The sequence below is a fragment of the Ancylobacter sp. GW821-FHT10E12 genome, from assembly GCF_058809335.1.
Map to the genome: position 1 here is coordinate 54654 of NZ_JBXASN010000006.1, position 22842 is coordinate 77495.

At 64.2% G+C, this 22842-nt stretch carries 20 protein-coding genes; 12 read left to right on the forward strand and 8 right to left on the reverse strand.

Annotated elements, in window-relative coordinates:
- Window positions 1-8: 8 nt before the first annotated feature.
- On the reverse strand, window positions 9-1145 hold the full coding sequence (locus tag AC1RU4_RS09520) for a thiolase C-terminal domain-containing protein (RefSeq protein ID WP_492890832.1): 1137 nt from the start codon (window positions 1143-1145) through the stop codon (window positions 9-11).
- 426 nt (window positions 1146-1571) lie between these two features.
- On the opposite strand from AC1RU4_RS09520, the gene AC1RU4_RS09525 reads away from it, so the two are divergent.
- The 9 genes from AC1RU4_RS09525 to AC1RU4_RS09565 all read left to right on the forward strand — a co-directional run bounded on the left by AC1RU4_RS09525 (window position 1572) and on the right by AC1RU4_RS09565 (window position 10317).
- Window positions 1572-1943, forward strand: a complete 372-nt coding sequence (locus AC1RU4_RS09525) for a hypothetical protein (RefSeq protein ID WP_492890833.1) — start codon at window positions 1572-1574, stop codon at window positions 1941-1943.
- Window positions 1944-2111: 168 nt separating this feature from the next.
- Window positions 2112-2570, forward strand: coding sequence for a tripartite tricarboxylate transporter TctB family protein (locus AC1RU4_RS09530; protein WP_492890834.1), 459 nt, complete (start codon window positions 2112-2114; stop codon window positions 2568-2570).
- Between the two features lie 2 nt (window positions 2571-2572).
- Window positions 2573-4087, forward strand: a complete 1515-nt coding sequence (locus AC1RU4_RS09535) for a tripartite tricarboxylate transporter permease (RefSeq protein WP_492890835.1) — start codon at window positions 2573-2575, stop codon at window positions 4085-4087.
- Between the two features lie 301 nt (window positions 4088-4388).
- Window positions 4389-4676 (forward strand): hypothetical protein, encoded by a 288-nt coding sequence (locus AC1RU4_RS09540; RefSeq protein WP_492890836.1) that lies wholly within the window; start codon window positions 4389-4391, stop codon window positions 4674-4676.
- A 333-nt stretch (window positions 4677-5009) separates the two neighbouring features.
- On the forward strand, window positions 5010-5969 hold the full coding sequence (locus AC1RU4_RS09545) for a Bug family tripartite tricarboxylate transporter substrate binding protein (RefSeq protein WP_492890837.1): 960 nt from the start codon (window positions 5010-5012) through the stop codon (window positions 5967-5969).
- 155 nt (window positions 5970-6124) lie between these two features.
- The gene (locus AC1RU4_RS09550) at window positions 6125-7090 is read left to right on the forward strand and encodes a Bug family tripartite tricarboxylate transporter substrate binding protein (protein ID WP_492890838.1); all 966 of its coding nucleotides are present in this window, start codon (window positions 6125-6127) and stop codon (window positions 7088-7090) included.
- 82 nt (window positions 7091-7172) lie between these two features.
- The gene (locus tag AC1RU4_RS09555; RefSeq protein ID WP_492890839.1) at window positions 7173-8138 is read left to right on the forward strand and encodes a Bug family tripartite tricarboxylate transporter substrate binding protein; all 966 of its coding nucleotides are present in this window, start codon (window positions 7173-7175) and stop codon (window positions 8136-8138) included.
- A gap of 87 nt (window positions 8139-8225) precedes the next feature.
- Complete coding sequence (locus AC1RU4_RS09560; protein ID WP_492890840.1) at window positions 8226-9131, forward strand: NAD(P)-dependent oxidoreductase; 906 nt, start codon at window positions 8226-8228, stop codon at window positions 9129-9131.
- Window positions 9132-9156: 25 nt separating this feature from the next.
- A complete protein-coding gene (locus tag AC1RU4_RS09565; RefSeq protein WP_492890841.1) occupies window positions 9157-10317 on the forward strand; it encodes a CaiB/BaiF CoA transferase family protein in 1161 nt (386 codons plus the stop codon).
- A gap of 48 nt (window positions 10318-10365) precedes the next feature.
- Here AC1RU4_RS09565 and AC1RU4_RS09570 read toward each other — a convergent pair whose 3' ends face one another.
- From AC1RU4_RS09570 to AC1RU4_RS09595, 6 genes are all read right to left on the reverse strand, one after another.
- Window positions 10366-10809, reverse strand: coding sequence for a PaaI family thioesterase (locus AC1RU4_RS09570; protein WP_492890842.1), 444 nt, complete (start codon window positions 10807-10809; stop codon window positions 10366-10368).
- A gap of 304 nt (window positions 10810-11113) precedes the next feature.
- The gene (locus AC1RU4_RS09575; RefSeq protein WP_492890843.1) at window positions 11114-11980 is read right to left on the reverse strand and encodes an isocitrate lyase/PEP mutase family protein; all 867 of its coding nucleotides are present in this window, start codon (window positions 11978-11980) and stop codon (window positions 11114-11116) included.
- A gap of 94 nt (window positions 11981-12074) precedes the next feature.
- A complete protein-coding gene (locus AC1RU4_RS09580; RefSeq protein ID WP_492890844.1) occupies window positions 12075-12821 on the reverse strand; it encodes an SDR family NAD(P)-dependent oxidoreductase in 747 nt (248 codons plus the stop codon).
- Between the two features lie 34 nt (window positions 12822-12855).
- Window positions 12856-13668 carry an enoyl-CoA hydratase gene (locus AC1RU4_RS09585; RefSeq protein ID WP_492890845.1) on the reverse strand — a complete coding sequence of 271 codons (813 nt, stop codon included), beginning with the start codon at window positions 13666-13668 and terminating at the stop codon, window positions 12856-12858.
- Entirely contained in the window at window positions 13665-15179 is a 1515-nt protein-coding gene (locus tag AC1RU4_RS09590) for a malonate--CoA ligase (RefSeq protein WP_492890846.1), read from the reverse strand. Before AC1RU4_RS09590 ends, AC1RU4_RS09585 begins: the two co-directional genes overlap by 4 nt.
- A 622-nt stretch (window positions 15180-15801) precedes the next feature.
- On the reverse strand, window positions 15802-16560 hold the full coding sequence (locus AC1RU4_RS09595) for an SDR family oxidoreductase (RefSeq protein ID WP_492890847.1): 759 nt from the start codon (window positions 16558-16560) through the stop codon (window positions 15802-15804).
- Window positions 16561-16638: 78 nt separating this feature from the next.
- Between AC1RU4_RS09595 and AC1RU4_RS09600 the strand changes: the two genes are divergently transcribed.
- A complete protein-coding gene (locus AC1RU4_RS09600; protein ID WP_492890848.1) occupies window positions 16639-18336 on the forward strand; it encodes an aldehyde dehydrogenase family protein in 1698 nt (565 codons plus the stop codon).
- 562 nt (window positions 18337-18898) lie between these two features.
- Here AC1RU4_RS09600 and AC1RU4_RS09605 read toward each other — a convergent pair.
- Window positions 18899-19864, reverse strand: coding sequence for a Bug family tripartite tricarboxylate transporter substrate binding protein (locus AC1RU4_RS09605; protein ID WP_492890849.1), 966 nt, complete (start codon window positions 19862-19864; stop codon window positions 18899-18901).
- Window positions 19865-20733: 869 nt separating this feature from the next.
- Between AC1RU4_RS09605 and AC1RU4_RS09610 the strand changes: the two genes are divergently transcribed.
- Together AC1RU4_RS09610 and AC1RU4_RS09615 are read left to right on the forward strand one after the other, a co-directional pair.
- Entirely contained in the window at window positions 20734-21783 is a 1050-nt protein-coding gene (locus AC1RU4_RS09610; protein WP_492890850.1) for an ABC transporter permease, read from the forward strand.
- Between the two features lie 47 nt (window positions 21784-21830).
- Window positions 21831-22835, forward strand: coding sequence for a sugar ABC transporter substrate-binding protein (locus AC1RU4_RS09615; RefSeq protein WP_492890851.1), 1005 nt, complete (start codon window positions 21831-21833; stop codon window positions 22833-22835).
- The last annotated feature ends 7 nt before the right edge of the window (window positions 22836-22842 follow it).

Genomic DNA, 22842 nt, shown 5'->3' on the forward strand with positions numbered 1-22842 from the left:
GATATATTTCAGCGGCGCTCGGCCGTGAGGATGGCCGTGCAGTGAGACGACAGGATGCCCCCTTCGCCATGCACGATCGCCGTCCGGGCGCCGACGACCTGCCGGGCGCACGCCTCCCCACGCAGTTGCCGGACGGCTTCCACGATAGCCATGAGCCCGCCGACGGCCCCTGCATGGGCGTGGCTCAGCATGCCGCCATGGGTGTTCACCGGCAGTTGTTTCCCGACCCGCGCCCTGCCCTCGGCGAAGAATGCGCCGCCAGCGCCGCGTTCCACGAGGCCGAGTTCCTCGATCTCGATGATCGGCACGATGCTGAAGCAGTCGTAGAGCATTGCGACATCGATGTCGGTCGGACCGAGCCCGGCCATATTATAGGCGGCTCGGCTTGAGTGTTCGGCGCCGAACTCGGTCAGGCTCGGCGCCGAGAGCAGATGCTCGTGCGTATGCGCTTCGCCGATGCCCGCGAGATGGACAGACTTGCCTGGAAGATCTTGGGCCCGCTCCGGCGTGGTGACGACGAACGCCCCGCCAGCATCCGAGATCAGGCAGCAGTCGTACATGTTGAGCGGATCCGAGATCGGTTTCGAGTCGAGAACATCCTCGATGCTGAGCGGCTGGTCGCGCATCTGCGCGGTCGGATGCATGCGGGCGTGCGCGCGCGTGTTCACCGCTACCGCGGCCATTTCCTCCCGGCGCGTTCCGTACTTGTGCATGTATGCGTTCGCTACCAGGGCGTAGAGCGTGGGAATGCCGACGCCGTAGGGTGCCTCGAAATAGGGGTGTCCCACGGCCGCGAGCGCCGAAACCGCGTCGTCGCGCGACATGCCGGTGGCGCGGTTTTCGCCGGCGCAGACCAGCACGACATTCGCAGCGCCGCTGCTCACCGCCTGCGCGGCGTGATGGAGCATCACGGTCGGAGAAGCTCCGCCGACGACAATTGAACCGCCGAACCTGGGTTGGATGCCGAGATACTCGGCGAGTACGGAGCCGAGCATGAAGTAGGGCTCCGTGAACGAATAAGCGGTGAGGAGGCCGTCCACCTCCGTATGGCGCAGTCCCGCATCCGCGAGCGCGCGCCGCGCTGCCTGAGCGTTGAGGCCGAGGCCGGTCATATGGGGCAAGCGACCGATGTCGCTTTCGCCCACCCCTACGATCACTGCGCGGTTCCTGAGAGACACAGACGCTCCTCCGTTGTTCTTCACAAGGACGGGGGCAGCAAGGAGCTTGCCAGCGCGGGGTGCGCGCGCTGACTGGAGGTCCAACTTTGCGTCTCACGGACCTCCGGCACCAGGATTGATGGGAGCGAAACCGAATGCTGGGGAAAGGCGCGCCACGGAGATGGCGCCTTGGCAACCCGAGGAATTCTGGGAGGCGCCCTCGCAAGCCGGAATATCCAACCAGCCGCCCGTCAAGATCATGGCGGCGGCGAACACCAGCGGAATGATCTTGGCCCGGCCCGGATCACTGCGGAGTTCCTTCAACGCCGTGCAAGTGCCGCGATCACGGGTTTGGCGCGCTCGTTGCTAACATCAGGGCAAGGCGGCGATTCAAACCGTTGAGGAGGAAGACTTATGATCAGGGTGCCGGCCGGGGTTTGCGCGTTTCTGCTCGCGGCGATATCCGCGAAGGCACGGGACTATCTCACTGAAAAATCAGCAAAGATCGTCGTGGCGTTCAACGCTGTCGGCGCCACGGACGTTCCCGCCCGGATCACCGCGGAGTATCTGTCGCCGCGCCTGGGGCAGGCGGTCGCGGTAGGAGCCAGCCGGGCGCGTCGGCCGCCGGGCCATTCGCTCTACCGGGATTTGCAGCTCAGCTACAAGAATGCCAGCCATGACGTCTGGTTCGGCGTCGAAGCACCCGCGGGCCTGCCGCAGCCGATCGCGAATCGGCTGGTCGCGGAATTGCGCGCTGTCTTCGTAGGCCCCGAAGCGATCAAGTAGTTCTAGGATGCGCGAAGCTGACGTCGGACGCGGGGCCGCTCATCGGCGAGCCCCTCAAGGCGCAGGTGCGCAGGGAGCGGGAAACCTAGAAGGTCACGCCGAACGACAGCGCGTCGTCGTTCCGCCGCGGGAAAGAAAACAAATAAAGCCACAGGGAGGTTAGGGTTGATGTATAGAATAAAAGACACGAACCAATTATTTACTGGGCTGTTCTTGATAGCAGTGTCAGCTTTTGCCTTCTATCTCGCCTATCCCCTAAGCAACATAACCGACGTAGGAATAGGGCCTGGGTTCATACCAAATATGCTGGCAGCCGTTCAGTTCATGTTCGGGGCGCTCCTGATCGCTGAAGGCTTCACGAAAGAAGGCGAGGAACCGGAGCGGTGGCATCTGCGGCCGTTGCTGGTCCTGGCGTCCATCGCCTTCTTCGGACTGACGGTCGAACCGTTGGGCCTGGCGATCGCCCTGACCGGGCTGGTGCTGATTTCCTGCGCCGCACATCGCGGGACGAAGTTCCGCGAGGCCCTGGCGGTGGCGGTCGGCTCGGTGGTGTTTGCGGACGTGGTTTTCATGAGGCTGCTAGGTCTTTCCATACAAATGTGGCCGCAGTCCGGGTGGGGATTCTGACAATGGATATAATTGCCGGCTTGGCGGGTCTCGCGCACGGGCTGTCCGTGGCGGCCGCTCCCACGAATCTGCTGTTCTGTTTGGTGGGGGCTCTGCTTGGAACGATGATTGGCGTCCTGCCGGGTCTCGGGCCGCTGAACGCGATGGCGATGCTCCTGCCCATCAGCTACTATCTGACGCCGGAGGCCGCCATTATCATGCTCGCGGGCATCTACTATGGCGCGCAGTACGGGGGCTCGACGACCTCCATTCTCGTCAACATGCCCGGCGAGGCCGCCTCCATCGTGACCTGTCTCGATGGTCATCAGATGGCGCGTCAAGGCCGAGCAGGTCCCGCGCTCGCAATCGCTGCACTTTCCTCGGTCTTCGCGGGCATCGTCGCCACGTTCTTCATTGCGCTCTTCGCGCCGCCGCTCGCCAAGGTAGCGCTGCTCTTCGGTCCTGCCGAGTATGTATCGCTCATGCTTCTGGGGCTGATCGTGGCGGTCGTTCTGGCGCGCGGCTCCATTCTCAGCGCGCTCGGCATGCTCGTCCTCGGCCTCCTCCTCGGTACCGTCGGCGTCGATATTGAGACGGGCGCTTTCCGGATGACGCTCGGCATCCCGCAATTGGCCGATGGGGTCGGCATCGTTCCCGTCGCCATGGGGCTGTTTGGCATCGGTGAGATTATCGCCAATCTGGAGCACAAGGACCGCCACATTGTGGTAAAGGGCAAGATTCAACACCTCTGGCCGTCCCTGGACGACGTCCGGCGCTGCTGGCCTGCGGCGCTGCGGGGCACGGGCCTCGGCTCGGTTCTCGGTCTGCTTCCCGGCGGCGGCGCGATGCTTTCGTCCTTCGCCGCCTATGCGCTCGAAAAGAAGATCTCGTCGGATCCGTCGCGGTTCGGAAACGGGGCGGTCGAGGGCGTGGCCGCGCCCGAGGCGGCGAACAATGCCGGAGCGCAGACCTCGTTCATTCCGCTTCTGACCCTCGGCATTCCGTCCAATGCGGTCATCGCGCTGCTGGCCGGGGCGATGATGATCCAGGGCATCACTCCGGGCCCGAACGTGATGACCGAGCGGCCGGATCTGTTCTGGGGTCTGATCGCGTCAATGCTGATCGGCAACGTGATGCTTCTGGTCATCAACCTGCCCTTGGTCGGCATCTGGGTGAAACTCCTGAAGATACCCTACCATCTGTTCTATCCTATGATCCTCGCCTTCATGTGTATTGGCGCCTATACGGTCAACAACAGCGGCATGGACGTCATCGTCATGCTTGTATTCGGCTTTGTGAGCTATCTCTTCATCAAATGGAAATGCGAACCAGCACCACTCCTTCTTGCCTTCGTGCTGTCGCCGATCATCGAGCAAAACTTCAAACGCGCCCTGCAGATTTCCTACGGAGATCCATTCGTGTTCGTGACGCGGCCGATCAGCCTCGGCCTCCTACTGCTGGCCGTCTTGTTCCTTGGGCTGATGATACTCCCGTTCATTCGGCACAAACGGCACGATGCTTTCGAAGAAGTAGAGTGATTACTTCAAAGCACGGCGAGCTGAGAGACTGTCTGGAAAGTCCCGTGGAGGATCGTCATCCCGACTGGAGGCGAAGCCGGAGAGCCGGGATCGCTCGCCACGTGACCTTCGCGATCCCGGACACGGCCTCCGGCCGTTCCGGGATGACGCCGGTGCAGGACTTTCCAAACGGTCTCCGACATGCTGGAAGTCCTCCGTGCTCATCAGAAAAACAACTTGGGAGGCTGAAGCGCCTCAATTATCTGGCGAAGACACGCAGTAGGGGCAGTCCTCCTATGATCGCATATCGAGGAACAGCGATGTGCACGCGACGCGCGCGAGGTCGTACGCCTTTGGCCTCGCGCAGGAAGGTCCGCGTCAACGTCCGGGCGCGACGCTGACGAAGATCGACGACCACACGCCGCTTGCCACTGCGGTTCCCGAGCAGACGGCCATCGACGTGCTCCTCCCTCACGCTGGCGGGGCGGACATGTCCGCCGAAGGCGGCACCGTCGACCAGTGCCTGAGAGCCTGCTCTCCCCGGTCTCTGCCGCCACTGCCTCGGGCGGAACTCAGCCTCGGGAGAGTGATCCTCTCCGGCGATGAATGACGGTCGGAGCCGCCTTCCATGGACGACGAGACTGCGGAGCTCGGGTCGAGTGCTGCGCATCGTCCCCCGGCAGTCAGCCTGCCGGAAAGTGCTCCGGCCAACTGACGGGTGACCCGGCACGCGAAGGTAGGCGAGCGGACGCTCCACCATAGTTGCTCGGCGAGTCCGGTCAGCGGCGCGCCGCGTACAGAGGGTAGTGGCTGGCAGCAGACAATGTTGTCGTCTGCTGACGGCGGAAGCTCGATGTCTGGCATAGGTCTTGCGGGTCGTGGAAGTTGCTTCGGCACGACACCTAAATAAATATAATTAGGGGAGGATGGTGTGTATAGAATTATGGCCTTGCTGGGCACGGTTTTTTTGGTGATCACTTCGGGTGTGGTTTCGGCGAACGCACAGGACTTCCCCACCCGTCAGCCCATCAAGATCGTCGTTGCCTCGACCGCCGGCGGTTTCGCCGATGCGCTCGCCCGCGTCACGGCGGAGTTTCTGCAGCGCAGGATGGGGCAGGCGGTCATCGTCGAGAACAAGCCCGGGGCGGCTTCGGCCATCGGGGCGGACTATGTCGCGAAATCGCCAGCTGACGGTTACACACTGTATCTGGCGGGGACGGAACTGACCATCGTGCCGGCCGTGCGGCATAATCTTCCCTACGACTTCAAAGAATTCACCTATCTGATACAGCCATTTTCGGCCGTACCGCTGATCGTGGTCGGACCGCGCGTGCAGGCGTCCACTGCGAAAGAGCTTGTCGATTACATGAAGGCCCACCCGGGCACGCTGCGCTACGGTGCGCCGGGGGTCGGCTCGTTCAACCATCTGGGCACGGCTATGTTCCTGCGCTTCGTCGGGGCCAAGGCGGTTCTCGTGCCCTACCCGGGTATTACGCCCATCTACGCCGACCTTCTGGCCGGCAATATCGATTTCGCGATGGGCGCTGTCGTGCCCTTCCCGGACGGGCTCAAGGTGCTGGGACCGGCGGGGACCCGGCCGCACCCACTCTATCCCGACATGCCGACCCTCGCGGACGAATTCGGCTATGAGGTCACCAGCCACGACGCCTGGTGGGCCGGGTTCCTGGCGCCGCCGAATCTGCCGCCGGCCATCGCGGACCGGCTGACGGCCGAGCTCGGCGCGGTCTTCAAGGATCCCGAGGCGATCGTGCGGTTCCGCGCCATTTCGGCCTCGGCGCTTGATGAGGCGCCTTTGGTCGGCGCTGACTTCAAGGCCATGGCGTTAGAGCAGAACAAGATCTGGAGCGAGGCTGTCCGGCAGGAGAACATCGCCGTGCAGTAGTCCAGGCGGTCCCTGCCCGGGACGTCGGGGTATGTCCCCGGCGACGAAGATCCGGCCGATCGGCGTCTGGGAAGAAGGAGCCGGCAGCCAGTCGAGAGCCCAGGTAGCAGAGCGCCTAGCCGCTTCAAACGCAAAAAATTTATTGGGAGGAGAATATGTCCAGAATTCAAATTCTGATAGGCGCGCTTCTGTTCGGAGCGCTCCAGAGCGCGGCCCCTGCCAGCGCGCAGGACTATCCCAAGCGGCAACCGATCAAGCTGGTCGTCGCCAGCGCCGCAGGCGGCTATACCGACAGCCTGGCGCGGGTCTCGGCCGAGTTTCTCCAGCGCCGTCTGGGCCAGGTGGTCGTCGTCGAAAACAGGACGGGCGCCGCTTCGGCGGTCGGCGCTGACTATGTGGCCAAGTCACCGGCGGATGGCTATACGCTCTATCTCGCCGGCGCCGAACTGTCGGTACTGCCGGCCCTGCGCAGCAATCTGCCCTACAAGTTCGAAGACTTCACCTATCTGATCCAGCCGTTCTTTACCGTCCCCCTCATGGTGGTCGGCCCGAACGTGCCTGCCTCCACGCCGGACGAACTGATCGCCCTCATGAAGGCCAATCCCGGACGTTACCGCTATGGCACGCCGGGGGTGGGGTCGCTCAACCATGTCGGGACTACAATGTTTGCCTCGGCAGTGGGCGTGAAGGTGGTCCACGTGCCCTACACGGGCATCGCCCCGGTCTACAACGACCTTCTGGCCGGCAATATCGACTTCGCCATGGGGGCAGTGGTGCCCTTCCCGGCGGGACTCAAGGTGCTGGGCCCGGCAGGGACGCGGCGTAATCCGGTCTACCCGGACCTGCCTACGCTGGCGGAGCTCGGCCATCCGAACGCGAGCCATGACGCCTGGTGGGGCTTCCTCGCTCCGCCCAACCTTCCCCAGCCGCTCGCCGACCGGCTGATCAAGGAGCTAAGCGCGATGCTCAAGGACCCGGAGGCGATCGCGAAGTTCCGCGAGGTGACGCTTTCGGTGCCCGAGGAAAATCCGCTGACCGGCGAGGCGTTCAGGAACATGGCGCTCGAGCAGAACCGGGTCTGGAAGGAGGTCATCACACGGGAAAGAATCATCGCCCCGTAATCAGGTCCACCTGCTCACACCCCGGCGTATGCGCCAGGCTGCGTGCGTCAGGGCCGGCGACCGGATCTTCAGGGAGGATACCATGTTCAAGAGACTGGCCTTGATGGGGACACTGCTCTTCAGTGTATCCCAGATCGCGATCCCCGCGGCCGCTCAGGACTATCCGAGCGCCATGCCTATCAAGCTCGTGGTCGCTGCCGCCGCGGGCGGAGCGACCGACGTTCTGGCGCGCGTCTCTGCCGAGTTCCTGCAGCGCAGACTGGGCCAGGCTGTGGTCGTCGAGAACCGCGCCGGTGCGGCCGGCTCGATCGGAGCCGACTATGTCTACAACGCACCGGCGGACGGCTACACTCTGTGGCTGGCCGATCCCAACATCACGGTCGCGCCCGCCACGCGGCCGGTGCCATACGATATAGCGCGATTCACCTACCTCATTCGGCCCTTCGTCACCACGCCGCTGATCGTCGTCGGACCGCACATGCAGGTCTCGACGCCGGACGAACTCATCGCCGAGATGAAGGCTCGCCCAGGACGGGTCCGTTACGGAACGCCCGGCGTGGGCTCGCTGAACCACGTGGGCACAGCGATGTTCCTGAGCGTGACCGGCGTTCAAGGCGTGCATGTGCCCTACAACGGCATCGCTCCGGTCTACAACGACCTGCTGGCCGGAAATATCGACTTCGCCATGGGTGCAATCCCGCCCTTTCCAGCCGAACTCAAGGTGCTGGGACCTGCAGGCAGCCGCCGCCATCCGCTGTATCCGGACCTGCCCACGCTGGCCGAGCTGGGTCACCTGAACGCGAGCCACGACGCCTGGTGGGCCTTTGCGGCGCCGCCGAACCTGCCCCAGGCGATCACGGATCGGCTGATCGAGGTATTGAGCGAGATGTTCAAGGATCCCAAGGTGATCGAGGCGTTCACCACCAAGGCCAAGTTCACACCCGAGACCGATCCGCTGATCGGCACGGCCATTCGCGATCTGGCCGTAGAGGAGAGCGCGAACTGGAAGCGCGTGGCCGACGAACAGCACATCGTGGTCCAGCAGTAGGAAAACCCCGGCGATGCTCTCCGCACGGGGCCCGCCAGTCGCGGTCCCGTGCGCGGGACGACGGTTCGCGACAAGGAACAGTTCGGCGTGAGCGCACCATTCCAAGAGAAAGTCGCCGTCATCGGGACGGGCTCAATGGGCGGCCCCCTCGTCCGGCGCCTCCTGGCGTCGGGTGTCGCAGTTCTGGCCTGTGATCGGGACGACGAGAAGCTGCACCCGCTGGAAGAGGCGGGGGCAGCGATCACCCGTCTGGCCGCCGACTGCGTAGAGGCGGAGACGGCCCTCGTCGTCGTGGCCTCCGAGCATCAGCTGCATGACGTGGTGGCAGGACCCGAAGGGTTGGCGGCCGGGGGGGCGTCCTCGCGCCTGCGCCGCGTCGCCGTAATGAGCACGGTGCGGCCCGAAGCGCTGATCCGCCTGGACGAGCGGCTGTCGCCCTTGGGCATCGAATTGATCGATGCGCCTGTCAGCGGCGGGGGGCAGCGGGCGCTGGCCGGAACGCTGACCATTATGGCGGCGGGCGCATGCGCCGCGATCGACGGCATCCGCCCGATCTTCGATCGCCTCGCCTCGAACGTCTTCTTCTGCGGGCCTCTGGGCGCGGGCCAGATGGCGAAGATCGTCAACAACATTCTCTGCCACGCCAACACCACGCTGACAGCCGAGGCCTTTCGCATGGGTATGGCGCACGGGCTTCAACCCGAACTGATGACGCAGGTGCTCGAGGTCAGTACCGGGCGCAACTACATGACCGCCTCGTCGCGTGGCGTGATCGAGGGGCTCGCCTGCCAGACGAGCGACCGCGAGACCTTCGATGGCATCCTCGCGATCCTCAAGAAGGACATGGGCATCGCAAGCGATCTAGCCGGCCGCCTGTCCAGCCCTTCGCCGATGATCCGTGGCGTCGCTGCCTTGATCGACGGGCTGGGCGAGGAAACCTTCGCCACATGGCGCGGAATCGCAAAGGACGGCGCGACAACGGCCGGAACTTGAGCGGCAAGCGCTAGGGAAGAAAATGATGACGGGATCACTTGACGGGCTACGCGTCCTGGATCTGAGCCAGATGTTGGCCGGTCCACTCTGCGCGATGATACTGGCCGACCACGGCGCCGATGTCGTAAAGGTCGAGCCGCCTTCGGGCGACATGACGCGCTTCTCGCCGCCCTTCGCCGGCGGCGAGAGCGCAGCCTTTATGATGTGGAACCGCAACAAACGCAGCATAATTCTCGACCTCAAGGACGAGGGCGACCGTGCGACGCTCTTCGAGCTGATCGCGGGCACCGACGTCTTGTTGGAAAGCAGCCGACCCGGGGCCATGGCTCGGCTGGGGCTCGATTTCGGCAATTTGAGGGAGCGGTTTCCCCGGCTCATCTACGCCTCGCTCTCCGGCTATGGTCAAACCGGCCCCTTTGCCTCGCGCGGAGGGTTCGACGTGATGCTTCAGGGGGTCACCGGCCTCATGTCGATCACCGGCGAGCGCGACGGTTCGCCCCTTCGGCTGCCGATTCCGTTCTGCGACCTCGCGGGCGGGCTCTACCTGGCCATCGGTATTCTCGCCGCAGTGCAGGCCCGGCATCGAACGGGGCGGGGGCAACATGTCGACACCTCGCTCCTCGAGGCGAGCACGGCGCTCCAGGTCTATGAAGCGGTGCACTACTTCGCCCATGGCTCAAACCCGCCGCGCATGGGGCAGGCGCATCGGGGATCCTCGCCCTATCAGATCTTTCCGGCCAGTGATGGCTATGTGACTATTGGCGCGGGCCTGCCGCATTTCTATTCCGCGCTCTGCACGCTGCTGGGGCGCGAGGATCTGGTCTCGGATCCGCGCTTCGTCACACCGGCGGATCGGGTGGCGAACAACGATGCTCTGGTCGAGATCCTGTCTGGAGAGTTGCGCCAGAGGACCACCGAGCACTGGATCGCTGAACTCGAGCGGCTCGGCATTCCCTGCGGACCGGTGCTCACCCACGACGAACTCTTCGCGCATCCGCAGATTCTGCACCGCGAGATGGTGATGACGATCGAGCACAGGACGGCCGGCCCCCAGAAGACGCTCGGCATCCCCATCAAACTCTCCGATACGCCAGGGACACTGCGTCATGGCGCGCCGTTGCTGGGCGAGCATTCAGAGGAAATTCGCGCCGAACTCTCGGCGCGTGCCAAGGTCAGTCCAGCCTGACCACGATATGCTCCGGTGCCGCACATGCTCCGGGACCGGACGATGTGGTCAGCGGGCGAGGATTTTCCAGATCCCGCTCGCGGTCGCCACGATGCGGTCCCCCACCGTCATGTCCCCCCGCACGAAATAGAGCGACCGGGTTCGCCGCACAATCTCGACCTGGCAGATGACCAACTCACCGAGCCGCGCGGCGGCGACGAAGTTGACGGCAAGCTGGGCCGTCACCACAGGCTTGCTGCCGTTGTCCCACCAGGCGGTCTGGCCGAGCGCATGGTCGGCATAGGCATTCAACGCCCCGCCATGGACCATGCCGTTCAGGTTGCCGTGCCGTGTCGTGCCGCGAAAAGCGTATTCGTACCGGCCGTCCACCACCCGGCTCCAGAACGGGCCGATATGGAGGATGAACGGGTTCGCCGCGTCATAGAGCGCCCAGCCGGCCATGTCGCTGCCGCGGTCATGCGGGTCGGAAAGGTTGGAGGGGTCGATGGTCATGCGGCTATCCTTCGTTTTATCCCGGGGAGCGCGGAACCGGCAGCAGCCAGTTGTCCTCGGTCGCACTGAGCGACGTACGCGGGAACCCGCGTCACGACGACAGCCTTCCCAGGCGCATGAGGCGAAGGCGATCCGTGGGCGCTTCGTCTCAGAGACTGTCTGGAAAGTCCTGCACCGGCGTCATCCCGGAACAGCCGGAGGGCCGTATCCGGGATCGCGAAGGTCACGTGGTGAGCGGTCCGGGCTCTCCGGCTTCGCCTCCGGCCGGGATGACGATCCTCCACGGAACTTTCCAAATAGTCTCTCAGCGCTCAACCGTGCGGCGCTCGATCTCAAGGAGCGGCTCGAGGTCAATAATCTTATGCACATGCCGAGTGGAGTCGCCGAAATCGGTGCCGGCGATTGGATCGGCGCGAAACTGAGCCATCGCTTCGTAGCATTGCCGCAACGCCCGATGGCGGGCGTAGAAAGGCGTTTGCGCATCAATCACCAACCGGTACCCCAGCCCGCCCAACTCTTCCAGAGAAGCGCCGATCGAGGGGATGGCGCCCACAAGCATATAGCAAAGTGGCCCCCCGATCCGCTCGCCGATCGCGATGGCCTCCTCAGCGGTCTTGGGCAGGATGAGGAGGAGGTCAGCGCCCGCCCGCCGATAGGCCTCGGCGCGGCGTAGCGCCTCGTCCAGGCCCTCGCCACGGCAGGCATTGGTACGCCCTATGATGACCAGGTCGGGGTCGCGGCGGGAGGTCACAGCGACCCTGATCTTCTCGACCATGTGCTCGGCCGGAATGAGATGTTCGATGCCGACGTGATGATGCGCCCGCTTGGGCATCATCTGGTCCTCGATTTCCAGCCCAGCCACGCCGGCCGCCTCGGCCAAGTTGACCGTGCGGCGCACATGCATCGCGTCGCCCCAACCGCACTGTGCGTCGAGAACGAGGGGAAGCGGGCAGGCGGCGCGGATCTCGACCGCTGCCTGCGCCATCTCTGTCAACGACAGGTTGGCCTCGGTTGCAGTCTTGACGTAGCCCAGCGTGCCGCCCCCGAGATAGAGCGCCTCAAAGCCGGCGGCGTGAGCCAGGCGGGCGCTCAACGGATCGAGCGCCAAGGGAACCATCGCCGGAGTGGATCGGTCGATGAGTTCTCTGAGCGCTCGCGCTGCTGTCTTCATGTCCGTCCCGATCCATTGAAGGTGGCTGAGAGTCAGCCCAAGCTGCGCCGATTTTCAAGCCACTCCGGCGCCATGGCGACAGGTCCCGATTTGCCTAAATGGTCACGCCGCCGTCCACGGCCATGATCTGCCCGGTAACTACGCGGGACTCGTCCGAGGCGAGATAGACGGCCATATGCGCGATGTCGGTCGGCTCGGCGATGCCCAGCAGGTGCTGATCTGCGAACCGCTTGGCGTCGGCATTCTCGGCGAGGATCGACATGACCCGCGCCGTTCGGGTGACGCCCGGCGCGATGGCGTTCACGCGGATCGCATGTTTCGCGTATTCGGCGGCCATGGAGCGCGTCAGCGTCACCACCCCGCCCTTGGCCGCCGTATAGCAGTCGCGTCCTGTCACCGCCATCAGCGCCACCATCGAGGCCATGTTGATGACCGACCCGCCGCCTGCCGCGATCAGTTGAGGAATGCCGTACTTGCAGGTCAAGAAGGTCCCGAAGAGGTCGAGCCGGATTGCGCGCCAGAACTCGTCCTCCGACGCTTCGGTCACAGGGCCGTCGGCGGGCGTCGAGCCGCCCGCCACATGGCAGAGCGTGGTGAGCCCGCCAAAGGTCTCGGCCGCCCGCGCGATCGCCGCGCACACATCGTCACTGTCGCCGGCATCACAGGAGAGGGCAATGGCATCCTCCTCGCGCGCGCGCGATGCGATAGCCTCGGCAGCCGCGAGGACATCTATGTCCACGGCGACGACACGCGCGCCTTCCTCGAGAAAGCGCGCGCAGATGGCCCGTCCGATTCCACCACCGGCGCCCGTCACGAAGGCGATCTTTCCCGTCAGTCGCATGGTTCCTCCCCTTCCGTGACGGGCGTCGCCGGCGTCAGGCGCCGATGAAGACCGGCCGGCGTTTTTCCATGAAGGCCCGGCGACCCTCAATAAAATCAACACTGGCAAAGCACAGGTCAACGCGCTGCTTGGCCCCGGCGATCTCGTCTGAAGTGGGCTCACGTAGGGCCAGATCGGCGCAGTATTTCGCGGCGGCAATGGTCAGCGGTGCGTTTGCTGCGATCTGCCTCGCCGGCCGCTCGACCGCCGCATTCAACTCCTCTGGCGCGGCGATCTCATCGATCAGGCCGGTACGTAGGGCAGTCTCGGCCGGGATAAGCGCCGCGGTGAAGAGCATCCGCTTGGTTGCCGAGGCACCCACCAGATCGACGAGACGTCGGACGCCCGGATAGTCGTAGCCCAGGCCCAGCCTGGCGGCCGGGATACTATAGCGCGACTCCGTCGAGCCAATCCGCAGGTCGCAGGAGATGGCCAAGGCCACGCCGCCCCCGATGCAGTAGCCCTCGATCATGGCGATCGTCGGCGTCGTCATGCCCTGAAGTGTGGCAAGCGCTCCCTTGGCCGCGCGATCGTACTCCTCATTGGCCTGAGCGTCGGCACGTTTCTCCTCGAACTCCGAAATGTCGGCGCCGGCGCAGAAGGCCTGCCCGCCCGCGCCACGCAGCACGATGCAACGTACGCCCGCGTCCGCGTCGAGCCGTGCGGCCTCTTCGGCTAGCGTCCGCCACATGCTTAGCGACATCGCATTGTGTCGCGCCTGATTGTCGAGGGTGATCCAGCCGATCCTCTCGTCCACGCTCACACCCACCCGGCGCGGCGAGGCTTCCCCGGGACATGCCGCCGTCATGTCTCGGCCGGCTCGGCATAGGTCCCGGCGTAGCGATCACGCAGGACCGTCTTCTGCACCTTGCCCATCGTATTGCGCGGCAACTCTTCGGCAAAGAAAACGCGCTTGGGTTGCTTGAATTTCGAAAGCCGGTCGCGCAGCGCGGACAGGATTTCGGCCTCGGTAATTCCCGAGTTTCCCGAGCGGATGACGACGGCGGTCACGCCCTCGCCGAAATCGGGGTGATCGAGGCCGATGACTGCGCTTTCAGCCACACCGGGGATAGCGTCGATCTGGTCCTCGACCTCGCGCGGATAGACGTTGAGCCCTCCGGTGATGATCAGATCTTTGCCGCGCCCGACGATGTGGACATAGCCCTGCTCGTCGATGAAGCCCAGATCGCCCGTGATGAAATAGCCGTCCAGGCGAAATTCAGCTGCGGTCTTCTCCGGCAGGCGCCAGTAGCCCTGGAAGACGTTGGGCCCGGCGACCTCGATCATGCCAACTTCGCCACGCGGCCGTTCATGGCCCGTCTCGGGGTCGGTTATGCGTAGATCCACACCGGGCAACGGCAAGCCCACCGAGCCCGGCACCCGCTCACCCGAAAGCGGGTTCGAAGTGAGCATCGTCGTCTCGGTCATGCCGTAGCGCTCGAGGATGCGGTGGCCGGTGACTGACTCCCAGGCCCGGTGCGTTTCCGGCAGAAGGGGAGCCGAGCCCGAGATGAAGAGCCGCATCTTGCGTGCCGCATCACGCAGGCGGGGATGGCGCAGGAGGCGGACATAGAAGGTGGGCACGCCCATCATCACAGTGGCAACCGGCATGAGATCGATCATCGTCTCCGGGTCGAAGGCGGGCAGAAAATGCAGTGACGATCCTGTCAGAAAGGTAACGTTGCCCGCGACGAAAAGTCCGTGCGCATGATAGATGGGCAAGGCGTGCAGCAGAACGTCGTCCGGTCGAAACCCCCAGATGTCGCGCAGAACCTCGGCATTGGCGCGCAGGTTGTCATGACTCAGCATCGCCCCTTTGGAGCGACCCGTGGTGCCCGACGTGTAGAGGATTGCCGCAATGTCGTCGCCAGATCGCGCGACCGTGTCGAACGCCTCTTCCCGACCCTCGGCCGCCCGTATGAGCGAGCCCTCCCCGGCGACGTCGAGACCCAGGACCGTGGCGCCCGGACGAAGCGCCTCGACCTGCTTTACCTTGGACGGCTCGACGACGACTAGGGACGGCTCGGCATCGGCAAGGAAATAGCTCAGCTCGTTCAGCGTATAGGCGGAGTTCAACGGCAGAAAGACCGCGCCCGCCCGCAGTACGGCGAGATAGAGGGCGAGCGCGGCCACCGACTTTTCCACTTGGACCGCCACGCGATCGCCCGGTGCGACGCCGAGCACAACGAGGGCATGCGCGATGCGCCCGCTCTGGGCGAAGAGCTCGCCATAGCTAAGGCTGGCGCCCCCGCTCCGCCGGATAACAGTGCGCCGCACTTCGGTGGCGCCCAGGAATACCTCGAACAAGTTGCCGCTCATGCCTTCCCCTCGAGGTCGATGGACCGGATACGGCGGCTTGCTCATACGCCCAATGCCATGCATGCGCCCTGGCCCTACGCCACGAAATTCAGCAAGCGCCGTGCCATCGAGCAGGGGCCTCCAATCGACTCGCAGCCGCGGGCGCGTCGATGGACCGGACGCTGGGAAGCGGGCCGGGCTGCTTGGTGAAAGGTCGCTCATCTCGTCTTGCTGTTTCTCGGCGGCGCCTGACCGGGCTGGCGGGACGAGTGGGCGCAGTGTTTCAACAAGCCTCGTGTCAACGATCGGCGTCCGGTGAAAAAGAAGCGGCACGCTTCTTCGTTCTGATCCTCCGCGAGGATCTGGCGCATGCCGCAAAATCATTTCGATGCGGTTTCCATGGCGTGGTCGAGAAGCGGCGCCGTACCCTGGTCAGGCTGGAAATCGGCCTTACCGATAATCGCGGTGCAAACCCGGATCGGGCCGTGGGCGCCGCTCGCTTATCGCTCGGACGCCGCTCGCGATCTCGACCTCGTCCCATTGGCCGTTCGGCGGATTCCAGCTGGCCGCAACAGCCGGGATCCGTCGCGGCGCCGAGCCCTCCCGGCCGGAGAAGCTCGGCGCAAGGGTCGAGCCCGTCATATCAGCCGGCCATGATGCCGCCATCGATATTGATGATGGCGCCGGTGGCATATGAAGACCGATCGGAGAGCAGCCAGCAGGCGGCCTGCGCCAGCTCCGTCGGCGCTGCCAGACGGTTGGCGGGGATACGCGCCATGATCTGCTCGGCGCCGCGCGACATTGCGTCCTTGATCAGGTTGGTGTCGGTATATCCGGGGCAGATGGCATTGAAGCGGATATGCTCCGCATATTCTAACGCCGCGGTCTTCGTAATGCCGACGACGCCATGCTTGGCCGCTGCATAGCCGGTCGTGGTCCGGAAGCCGGCGATCCCGGCCAGGGAGGCGGTGTTGACGATGGCCCCGCCACCGCCCTGAGCGAGCATCTGCCGGATTTCGGCGCGCATGCAGAGCCAGGTGCCCTTGAGATTGATCTGCACCAGCCGGTCGAAGGCGTCCTCCTCCCAGTCGGCGGTTAAACGCCCGCCTTGCCCGATCTGTCCCCCGGTCATCCCGGCGTTGTTGAACGCGCCGTCGAGTCGGCCGAAGCTGTCGACTGCGGCCCCGACCATGGCGTCGATGTCCGCGGTTCTGGTCATGTCCGCCGTCACGGACACTGCTTCGCCGCCAGCGTCCTTGATCTGCAGAAGCGTATCGGCGAGGCCTTCGGCATTGATATCCGAAACCACGACCTTGGCGCCCTCCTGGGCGAAGAGCATCCCGGCGGCCCGCCCGATCCCGCCAGCAGCGCCTGTGACGAGCGTGACTTTTCCTTCGAGCATTCCAGGCACAGACATTTCTCCCCTTGAGGCATTGCTTCATGCGGCCGAACGGCTTCGTGCGGAGAAGACGTTCCGCGCATGGAGCTCGCAAGCGATGTGCCAGCGGCGGGAGCTCCCTGGCTGGCGGCGGAAAGCGGCCGGGGTCTGCTCGCGAGTATTCCCGCTCTTGGATTCCACCCGCTGGCAAGCTTTTTGCGGCGCCGATTTCCGAAGCGCAGCGTCCCCACGCCGCTGACCGCCGCAGTGACGGCTCGCCAGACCGACCCACTTCCCAAGGAGATCGTCGTGAACCAGGCCGCGAAAATCACCGAAGCAGTGCATCCCTTCCTTGCCACCAAGCTCGGCCACGCCATTGGCGGTCGCATCGTCGGGTCCGATTCCGGCAAGGTCTTCGAAAGTTTGAACCCCGCCACCGGGAAGGCTCTGGCGGCGTTGGCGGAAGGTGACGCGATCGATGTCGACCGCGCGGTCAAGGCGGCCCGCCAAGCCTTCGAAGGGCCTTGGTCCAAATGGACGCCTTACGAGCGCCAGTCCCTGCTCATGCGGATCCACGACCTCGTGGACGCACGGTTCGAAGAGATGGCCCTGCTCGAGACGCTCGATATGGGCTCGCCGATCACCCGCACGCGGAACCTGAAGAAGTTCGTCCTCCAGACGATCGCCTATTTCGCGACCCAGACGATGAACGTTGCGGGCGAGACGCTGCCGAACAACCTGCCAGGTTCGGTCATGACCATGACGGTCAAGGCGCCGCTCGGCGTCGTCGGCGGCATCCTTGCATGGAACAATCCGCTGGTCGGTCAGTGGTTTCTCGTTGGGGGCGCGGTTGCGACGGGCTGCACCGTTGTTCTCAAGCCGGGTGAGGTCGCCTCGCTCTCGGTGCTCTACATGGTCAACCTGCTGCACGAGGTGGGTGTTCCCGAAGGCGTGGTCAATGTTGTCACGGGATACGGTCCGGTCGCGGGCGCGGCGCTCGCCGCGCATCCCGGTGTCGACCGCATCGTCTTCACGGGCTCCGTTGGCACGGGACGGCGTATCGTCGAAGCCTCGGCGAGCAACATGAAGCGCGTCCAGGTCGAACTGGGCGGAAAGTCGCCCGACATTGTCTTCGCCGATGCGGATCTCGATCTCGCCGTGCCTGGCGCGGCCATGGCGGTGTTCAACAACAGCGGTCAGATTTGCACGGCAGGAACAAGGCTCTTCGTTCAGCGGGGCATCCATGAGGAGTTCGTGGAGCGTCTGACAGCGTTCACCAAGACGCTGCGCGTCGGCAACGGTCTCGATCCGCAGGTGCAGATGGGGCCGGTCATCTCCCGGACTCAGCTCGAGCGCGTCATGGGCTATATCCAGGGCGCGGTCCCCGAAGGGGCGACGCTCGCAGCGGGCGGCGGACGTCTGGGCGGCGCCCTCGCCAACGGCTACTTCGTGGAGCCTACCGTCTTCTCGAACGTGACCAGCGAAATGACCGTCGCGCGCGAAGAGATCTTCGGGCCGGTGATCTCCGTGCTGCCCTTCGACAGCGAGGACGAGGTTCTTCGCATGGCGAACGCGACGGAATACGGCCTGGGCGGCGCCGTCTGGACGCGCAACATATCCACGGCCATGAAAATGGTTCACGGGGTCAAGGCCGGCAGCATGTGGGTGAACTGCTATGGGCTGCTCGACACCGCCGTTGGCATGGCCGGCTATAAGAGAAGCGGATACGGAACGAAGGGCGGCCCGGGCTATGTCGAATCGTTCCTCTACGAGAAGTGCGTCTACATCAACATGGCCTGACGCCCAGGAATGACGCGCCGACCAGCGCGACTGCCGGCATAAGTGCCCGACGCGGCCTGACGGAGCCCGGGCGCCGCGGGCCTTTCCGGTCTTCGGAGGCGTTCCATACGAGCGAATGGAGCCTCTGGGGTGTCAGGGCGATCAAGATTCAGAAAGAGCGCAGCATTGAAGGGACAGGCCGATGGCCTATGGTATCCTCTTTACCGCAACCTGACGTTCGGGCGAGTTGGGGAGAGACCGGCCTCGGTGAGGTGGTTTGGTTCTCGCCCGGCGAGAAATGCTGGCGCGGCGCCTTTCCAGCCACGGCCATAACTCACATTGCCATTTAGAGACTGTTTGGAAAGTCCGGTGGAGGATCGCTCACCACGTGACCTTCGCGATCCCGGATACGGCCTCCGGCCGTTCCGGGATGACTCGGGTATTAGGAATTTCCAAACAGTCTCTTAGAGTCGGAGGATGGCAAAGTCGCCGACTGGATGGAGCAGGTCGTTTCCCTGCATCCCTCCGCTCGAGATGTTTCTGGCCGGCGTCGCCCTGTGGCGACGCCCACCGAGTGGATCGCCTATTGCTGCACCGCGATGTGCTCGCGTTCGGCGACCTTGCGCCAGCTCTCGGCCTCGCGGAGCGTCTCTTCTTTGAACGCGGCGCCGATCAGGGGATCGGCGTCCGGGACGATCTGAGCTGCCGCCTGCAACTGTTTGATGACGGCCGGGTCCTTGTACACTTCGGACAGTTCGGAGATCAAACGATCCGCGACAGGCTGCGGCAGGTTCGCCGGCGCGACGAAGCCGAACCAGACGTCATGGCTCGCATTCTCGTAGCCGAGCTCCGCAAGGGTCTTCAGATCGGGATAGTAGGGATGGCGCTTCCTGCCCGCCGGTCCCAGGACCTTTAGCTCCTTGGGGAAAGGCGGCACGGCCCCGATCGCGAAGTCGATGTCGCCTGCGAGCAGCGCGGTATAGACGGACGTGATGCCGGTATAAGGGATATGCGAGCCCTTCAAGCCGATCGCGGATTCAAGCAGCGCGGTTCCGACATGGTTGATCGAGCCCACACCGACTGTGCCGTATCGCAGCCGACCCGGATGTGCCTTCATGTATTCCACCAACTCGCCCGGTGTCGAAATGGGCACGTTCGGGCCGACGACCATCAGAGGCGAGGTCGTGAACGGTCGGGTCAGATAGGTGAAATCCTCAAGCGAATAAGGCAGGTTGCTCCTGATGGCCGGCAGCACCGGCAGACCGGCGCCTGCCAAGAACAGGGTGTAGCCGTCCGGCTTGGATTTCGCGACATAATCGCCGCCGATGGCGGCCGAAGCGCCGGGCCTGTTCTCGACGATGACAGCCTGATCCAGACGCTGTTGGAGGGCTTCGGCGGTGATCCGAGCGATGACGTCGGTGACCCCGCCGGCGTTTACGGCGACGATGATCTTGATGGGGCGCTCCGTCGGAAATTCCCGGGCTGCGGCAGGCAGACCGGCGATGGCGCAGAAAAGTCCTGCGACAATCAATATGCGCGACTTCAGCATGGACTCCCCCATCTGGTTTGTCTGTGTCCGTCTTGTGCGCAAACGCCGTGCCAAGGAGTGATGACATGGGAAATCTCAACAACGTCGTGGAGCACACACTTGGGGATAGCTCGGATCCAAGAGATAGCGGATTGATGCTGGCTTATCTTGCGGAGCGGAGTTCGTAACCCGCGGCATCGACAATGCGGGGATCGCTGTCCGTCCGGGAGCGGGCGACCTGCGCAACATCACCGAGACATCACGACAGCTGGGCATGAAGATCGTTTTCAGCTCGCCGGTCGGGATGCAGGGCCCGGTCAGAACACGCCGAACACCAACGGCTCTCCTTTGGCCTCAAGGATCTGAAGCCGGCAAATATCCTCGACCACTCCTCCGGGGCGATGGGGCAGGTCTTGGTGACCGCTATCCGAACACTGCGGCCTGGATTCTGTAACGCTGCGCTACACTGCGACTGTCGCGAACGCACGTGCGGTGCGGACGCGGTACGGATGGATCAAGGCCCAGAGCGCATCCGAGCCGGCCTGCCGCCGGTCGTCGCAGGCGACGGGTCGCAGCTGCGGGGCTGTATCCAAGTCGGCGATGCGGCGCGGGTTGATCCCGCAGCCGTGGGAGCGCTGTCCTCGGCGCAGGCATGAACATCGTGTCAGGCCGGGACATTCTCGCGCATCGTGGAACTCGCCGCCGGGCATCCCGGTCCGATCTCCGCGGGTCCCTGTCAAGCGTAACTCGGGTGGGAAGGCGCGGAAGCTCCGCCGGCCGGGAATGCGGGCTCTTTCCTCGCTTGCCGCGCGAATGGCACACCGCTTGCGGCTGTTGGCGCCAAGAGCGGAGGGCGCGGATCCGCCCCCGCAAATGGGAGGAGCAAGGACGTGACCGATCTGTCGTCGAAGTCGGAAGATCTGGTCCCGGGTCGTTCGGCAGGGGCCAGAGCGAAGCGGACATGGCCGCGATTGAGCTTCCAGCTGACCCAGGAGCGGATTGTATTTTTCCTGACAGTGGCGATGTTCTGCGTGTTCTCCGCGACGCTCCAGAACTTCCTAAGTTCGGGGAACGTGATCGCCCTTCTTCGGAGCGTGTCCGTGCTGGGCATGCTTGGCCTCGGCATGAGCGTCGCGGTCATCGGCAGGGGCATCGACCTATCGATGATCGCGACACTCGTCATCAGCATGGGCTGGGCGCTCAAGTTGACAAGTCTCGGCTACCCGTTCGGGGCCGCCTTGCTTGTCGGGGCCGGATTCGCAATGGTGACCGGCCTCTTGGTCGGCGTGATCGTCGCTTATGCCGAGATTCCGGCGGTCTTCACCACCCTGGCCATGGGGCCGGTGATCTTCGGGTTCGGCAACGCCTTTCTGTTCTTCGAGGAAACCCATCTCGCCCCGACCGATGCCGGCTGGCTCCAGTTCATCGGCTACGGCTCGATCGTGGGCGTTCCGGTGCCGGTCTGGATCTTCTTCGTCCTCGCCGTCCTGGTCTATGTGATGCTGCGCATGACGCGGTTCGGCCGGACCATCTATGCAATGGGAGACAATCCCCTCGCGGCCCGGCTGAGCGGCCTGCCAGTGCGTCCCGTGATCGTCGGGAAATACATCTTCACCGCCCTGCTCGCCTATGTCATCGGTCTCGTAATGGTTGCTTCGAACTCGGGGCTCAACACGCGGCTTTTCTTTACAACGCTGGTCTACGACGTGGTGCTGGTGGTCGTCCTCGGCGGCATCGGCTTGAGCGGCGGGCGTGGGGGCGTCCGAAACGTCGTCGTCGGCACGCTCTTCGTCGGCACGCTGCTGACCGGCATGACCATCATGAACTTGTCCTATACGGCCCAGAACCTGATCAAGAGCTGCGTGATGCTGCTTGCTCTGATCGCCGAGACCTTCGCCAATCCTCGCGACGAGCAAACCTCGCAACAAGGTGACATCTGACGCGATCGGCCGAAAACGCCGGCGTTTTCAATAATCTGGAGGAAACCATGAAGTTCGGACGACTGCTCGCGACCTTCCTTGCGATCGCTTTCACGGCAACCGGCGTGGCCGCCCAAGACGGAATTAACAACCCGAAGCGGTCCGCATATCTCGACTCCATCAAGGGCAAACGGGTGGTTTTCATCCCGCTCGAGATGCGGGATAACGCCGCGGCCTGGCACAAGTACCTGGAGCATCAGTCCGCCGAGCTGGGATATACGCTCGACGTGCGTGACCCGAACTGGAACACCGAAGTGGGCGCGCGCGCCCTGACGGCGGCGATCTCGGAGAAGGCGGACGTCGTCGTCCTGCAAAATCCCGACGTTCAGTCCTACGCCAAGCTGATAAAGCGCGCGACGGACCAGGGCATCAAGGTCATTCAGGTGAACATGGAGTCGCTCAGCGCGAGCGACGCCTATATCGGCGCGGACTGGGTCGGCATCGGCTACACCGCGGCGCGCGAAATCGCAAAAAAATGCGGAACAGGCAAGGGCCCGTCCACCAAGATCGCCCTGATCAATGCCGTCCCGACCTCGTCAATCGACCTCTATCAGACCTATGGCTTCAAACAGGGCCTGGCCGAATTCGCCCCCGAGATCGAGATCGTCTCGCAACAGGCCGCGGGCTGGGACGCGGAGAAAGAGCGCGGCATCGTCGCGAGCATTCTCCAGCAGCATCCCGATCTCTGCGCGACCTTCGACATGTGGGACGGCATGGCCGCGGGCGCGGGCGCGGCCGTCAAGGAGGCCGGCAAGCAGGGGCAGATCTTCGTCGTGACCTCGGGCGGCGGCAACCAGACCTCCTGCGAGAAAGTCCGCCAAGGGCTGTTCAGCCTGTTCATCGAATACGACACCCGCGACCAGGGTGCGGCGCTGAATTTCATGGTGGCGCAGGCGCTGCAGTCCAAGGCGGCGGCGGGCTCGGACCCGATCACCTATTTCGGTCCCAACAAGCTGGTCACCCAGGAGAATCTCAGACCCGATTCCTGCTGGTCTCTCGATAACCTTTTCTGAGGTCGCC

Excerpts from the sequence above, each read along its gene's own strand:
- AC1RU4_RS09525 (WP_492890833.1), top strand. The coding sequence starts at position 1,572 with ATGATCAGGGTGCCGGCCGGGGTTTGCGCGTTTCTGCTCGCGGCGATA.
- AC1RU4_RS09530 (WP_492890834.1), top strand. The coding sequence starts at position 2,112 with ATGTATAGAATAAAAGACACGAACCAATTATTTACTGGGCTGTTCTTG.
- AC1RU4_RS09535 (WP_492890835.1), top strand. The coding sequence starts at position 2,573 with ATGGATATAATTGCCGGCTTGGCGGGTCTCGCGCACGGGCTGTCCGTG.
- AC1RU4_RS09545 (WP_492890837.1), top strand. The coding sequence starts at position 5,010 with ATGGCCTTGCTGGGCACGGTTTTTTTGGTGATCACTTCGGGTGTGGTT.
- AC1RU4_RS09550 (WP_492890838.1), top strand. The coding sequence starts at position 6,125 with ATGTCCAGAATTCAAATTCTGATAGGCGCGCTTCTGTTCGGAGCGCTC.
- AC1RU4_RS09555 (WP_492890839.1), top strand. The coding sequence starts at position 7,173 with ATGTTCAAGAGACTGGCCTTGATGGGGACACTGCTCTTCAGTGTATCC.
- AC1RU4_RS09565 (WP_492890841.1), top strand. The coding sequence starts at position 9,157 with ATGACGGGATCACTTGACGGGCTACGCGTCCTGGATCTGAGCCAGATG.
- AC1RU4_RS09570 (WP_492890842.1), bottom strand. The coding sequence starts at position 10,809 with ATGACCATCGACCCCTCCAACCTTTCCGACCCGCATGACCGCGGCAGC.
- AC1RU4_RS09575 (WP_492890843.1), bottom strand. The coding sequence starts at position 11,980 with ATGAAGACAGCAGCGCGAGCGCTCAGAGAACTCATCGACCGATCCACT.
- AC1RU4_RS09580 (WP_492890844.1), bottom strand. The coding sequence starts at position 12,821 with ATGCGACTGACGGGAAAGATCGCCTTCGTGACGGGCGCCGGTGGTGGA.
- AC1RU4_RS09585 (WP_492890845.1), bottom strand. The coding sequence starts at position 13,668 with ATGACGGCGGCATGTCCCGGGGAAGCCTCGCCGCGCCGGGTGGGTGTG.
- AC1RU4_RS09590 (WP_492890846.1), bottom strand. The coding sequence starts at position 15,179 with ATGAGCGGCAACTTGTTCGAGGTATTCCTGGGCGCCACCGAAGTGCGG.
- AC1RU4_RS09595 (WP_492890847.1), bottom strand. The coding sequence starts at position 16,560 with ATGCTCGAAGGAAAAGTCACGCTCGTCACAGGCGCTGCTGGCGGGATC.
- AC1RU4_RS09600 (WP_492890848.1), top strand. The coding sequence starts at position 16,639 with ATGGAGCTCGCAAGCGATGTGCCAGCGGCGGGAGCTCCCTGGCTGGCG.
- AC1RU4_RS09605 (WP_492890849.1), bottom strand. The coding sequence starts at position 19,864 with ATGCTGAAGTCGCGCATATTGATTGTCGCAGGACTTTTCTGCGCCATC.
- AC1RU4_RS09615 (WP_492890851.1), top strand. The coding sequence starts at position 21,831 with ATGAAGTTCGGACGACTGCTCGCGACCTTCCTTGCGATCGCTTTCACG.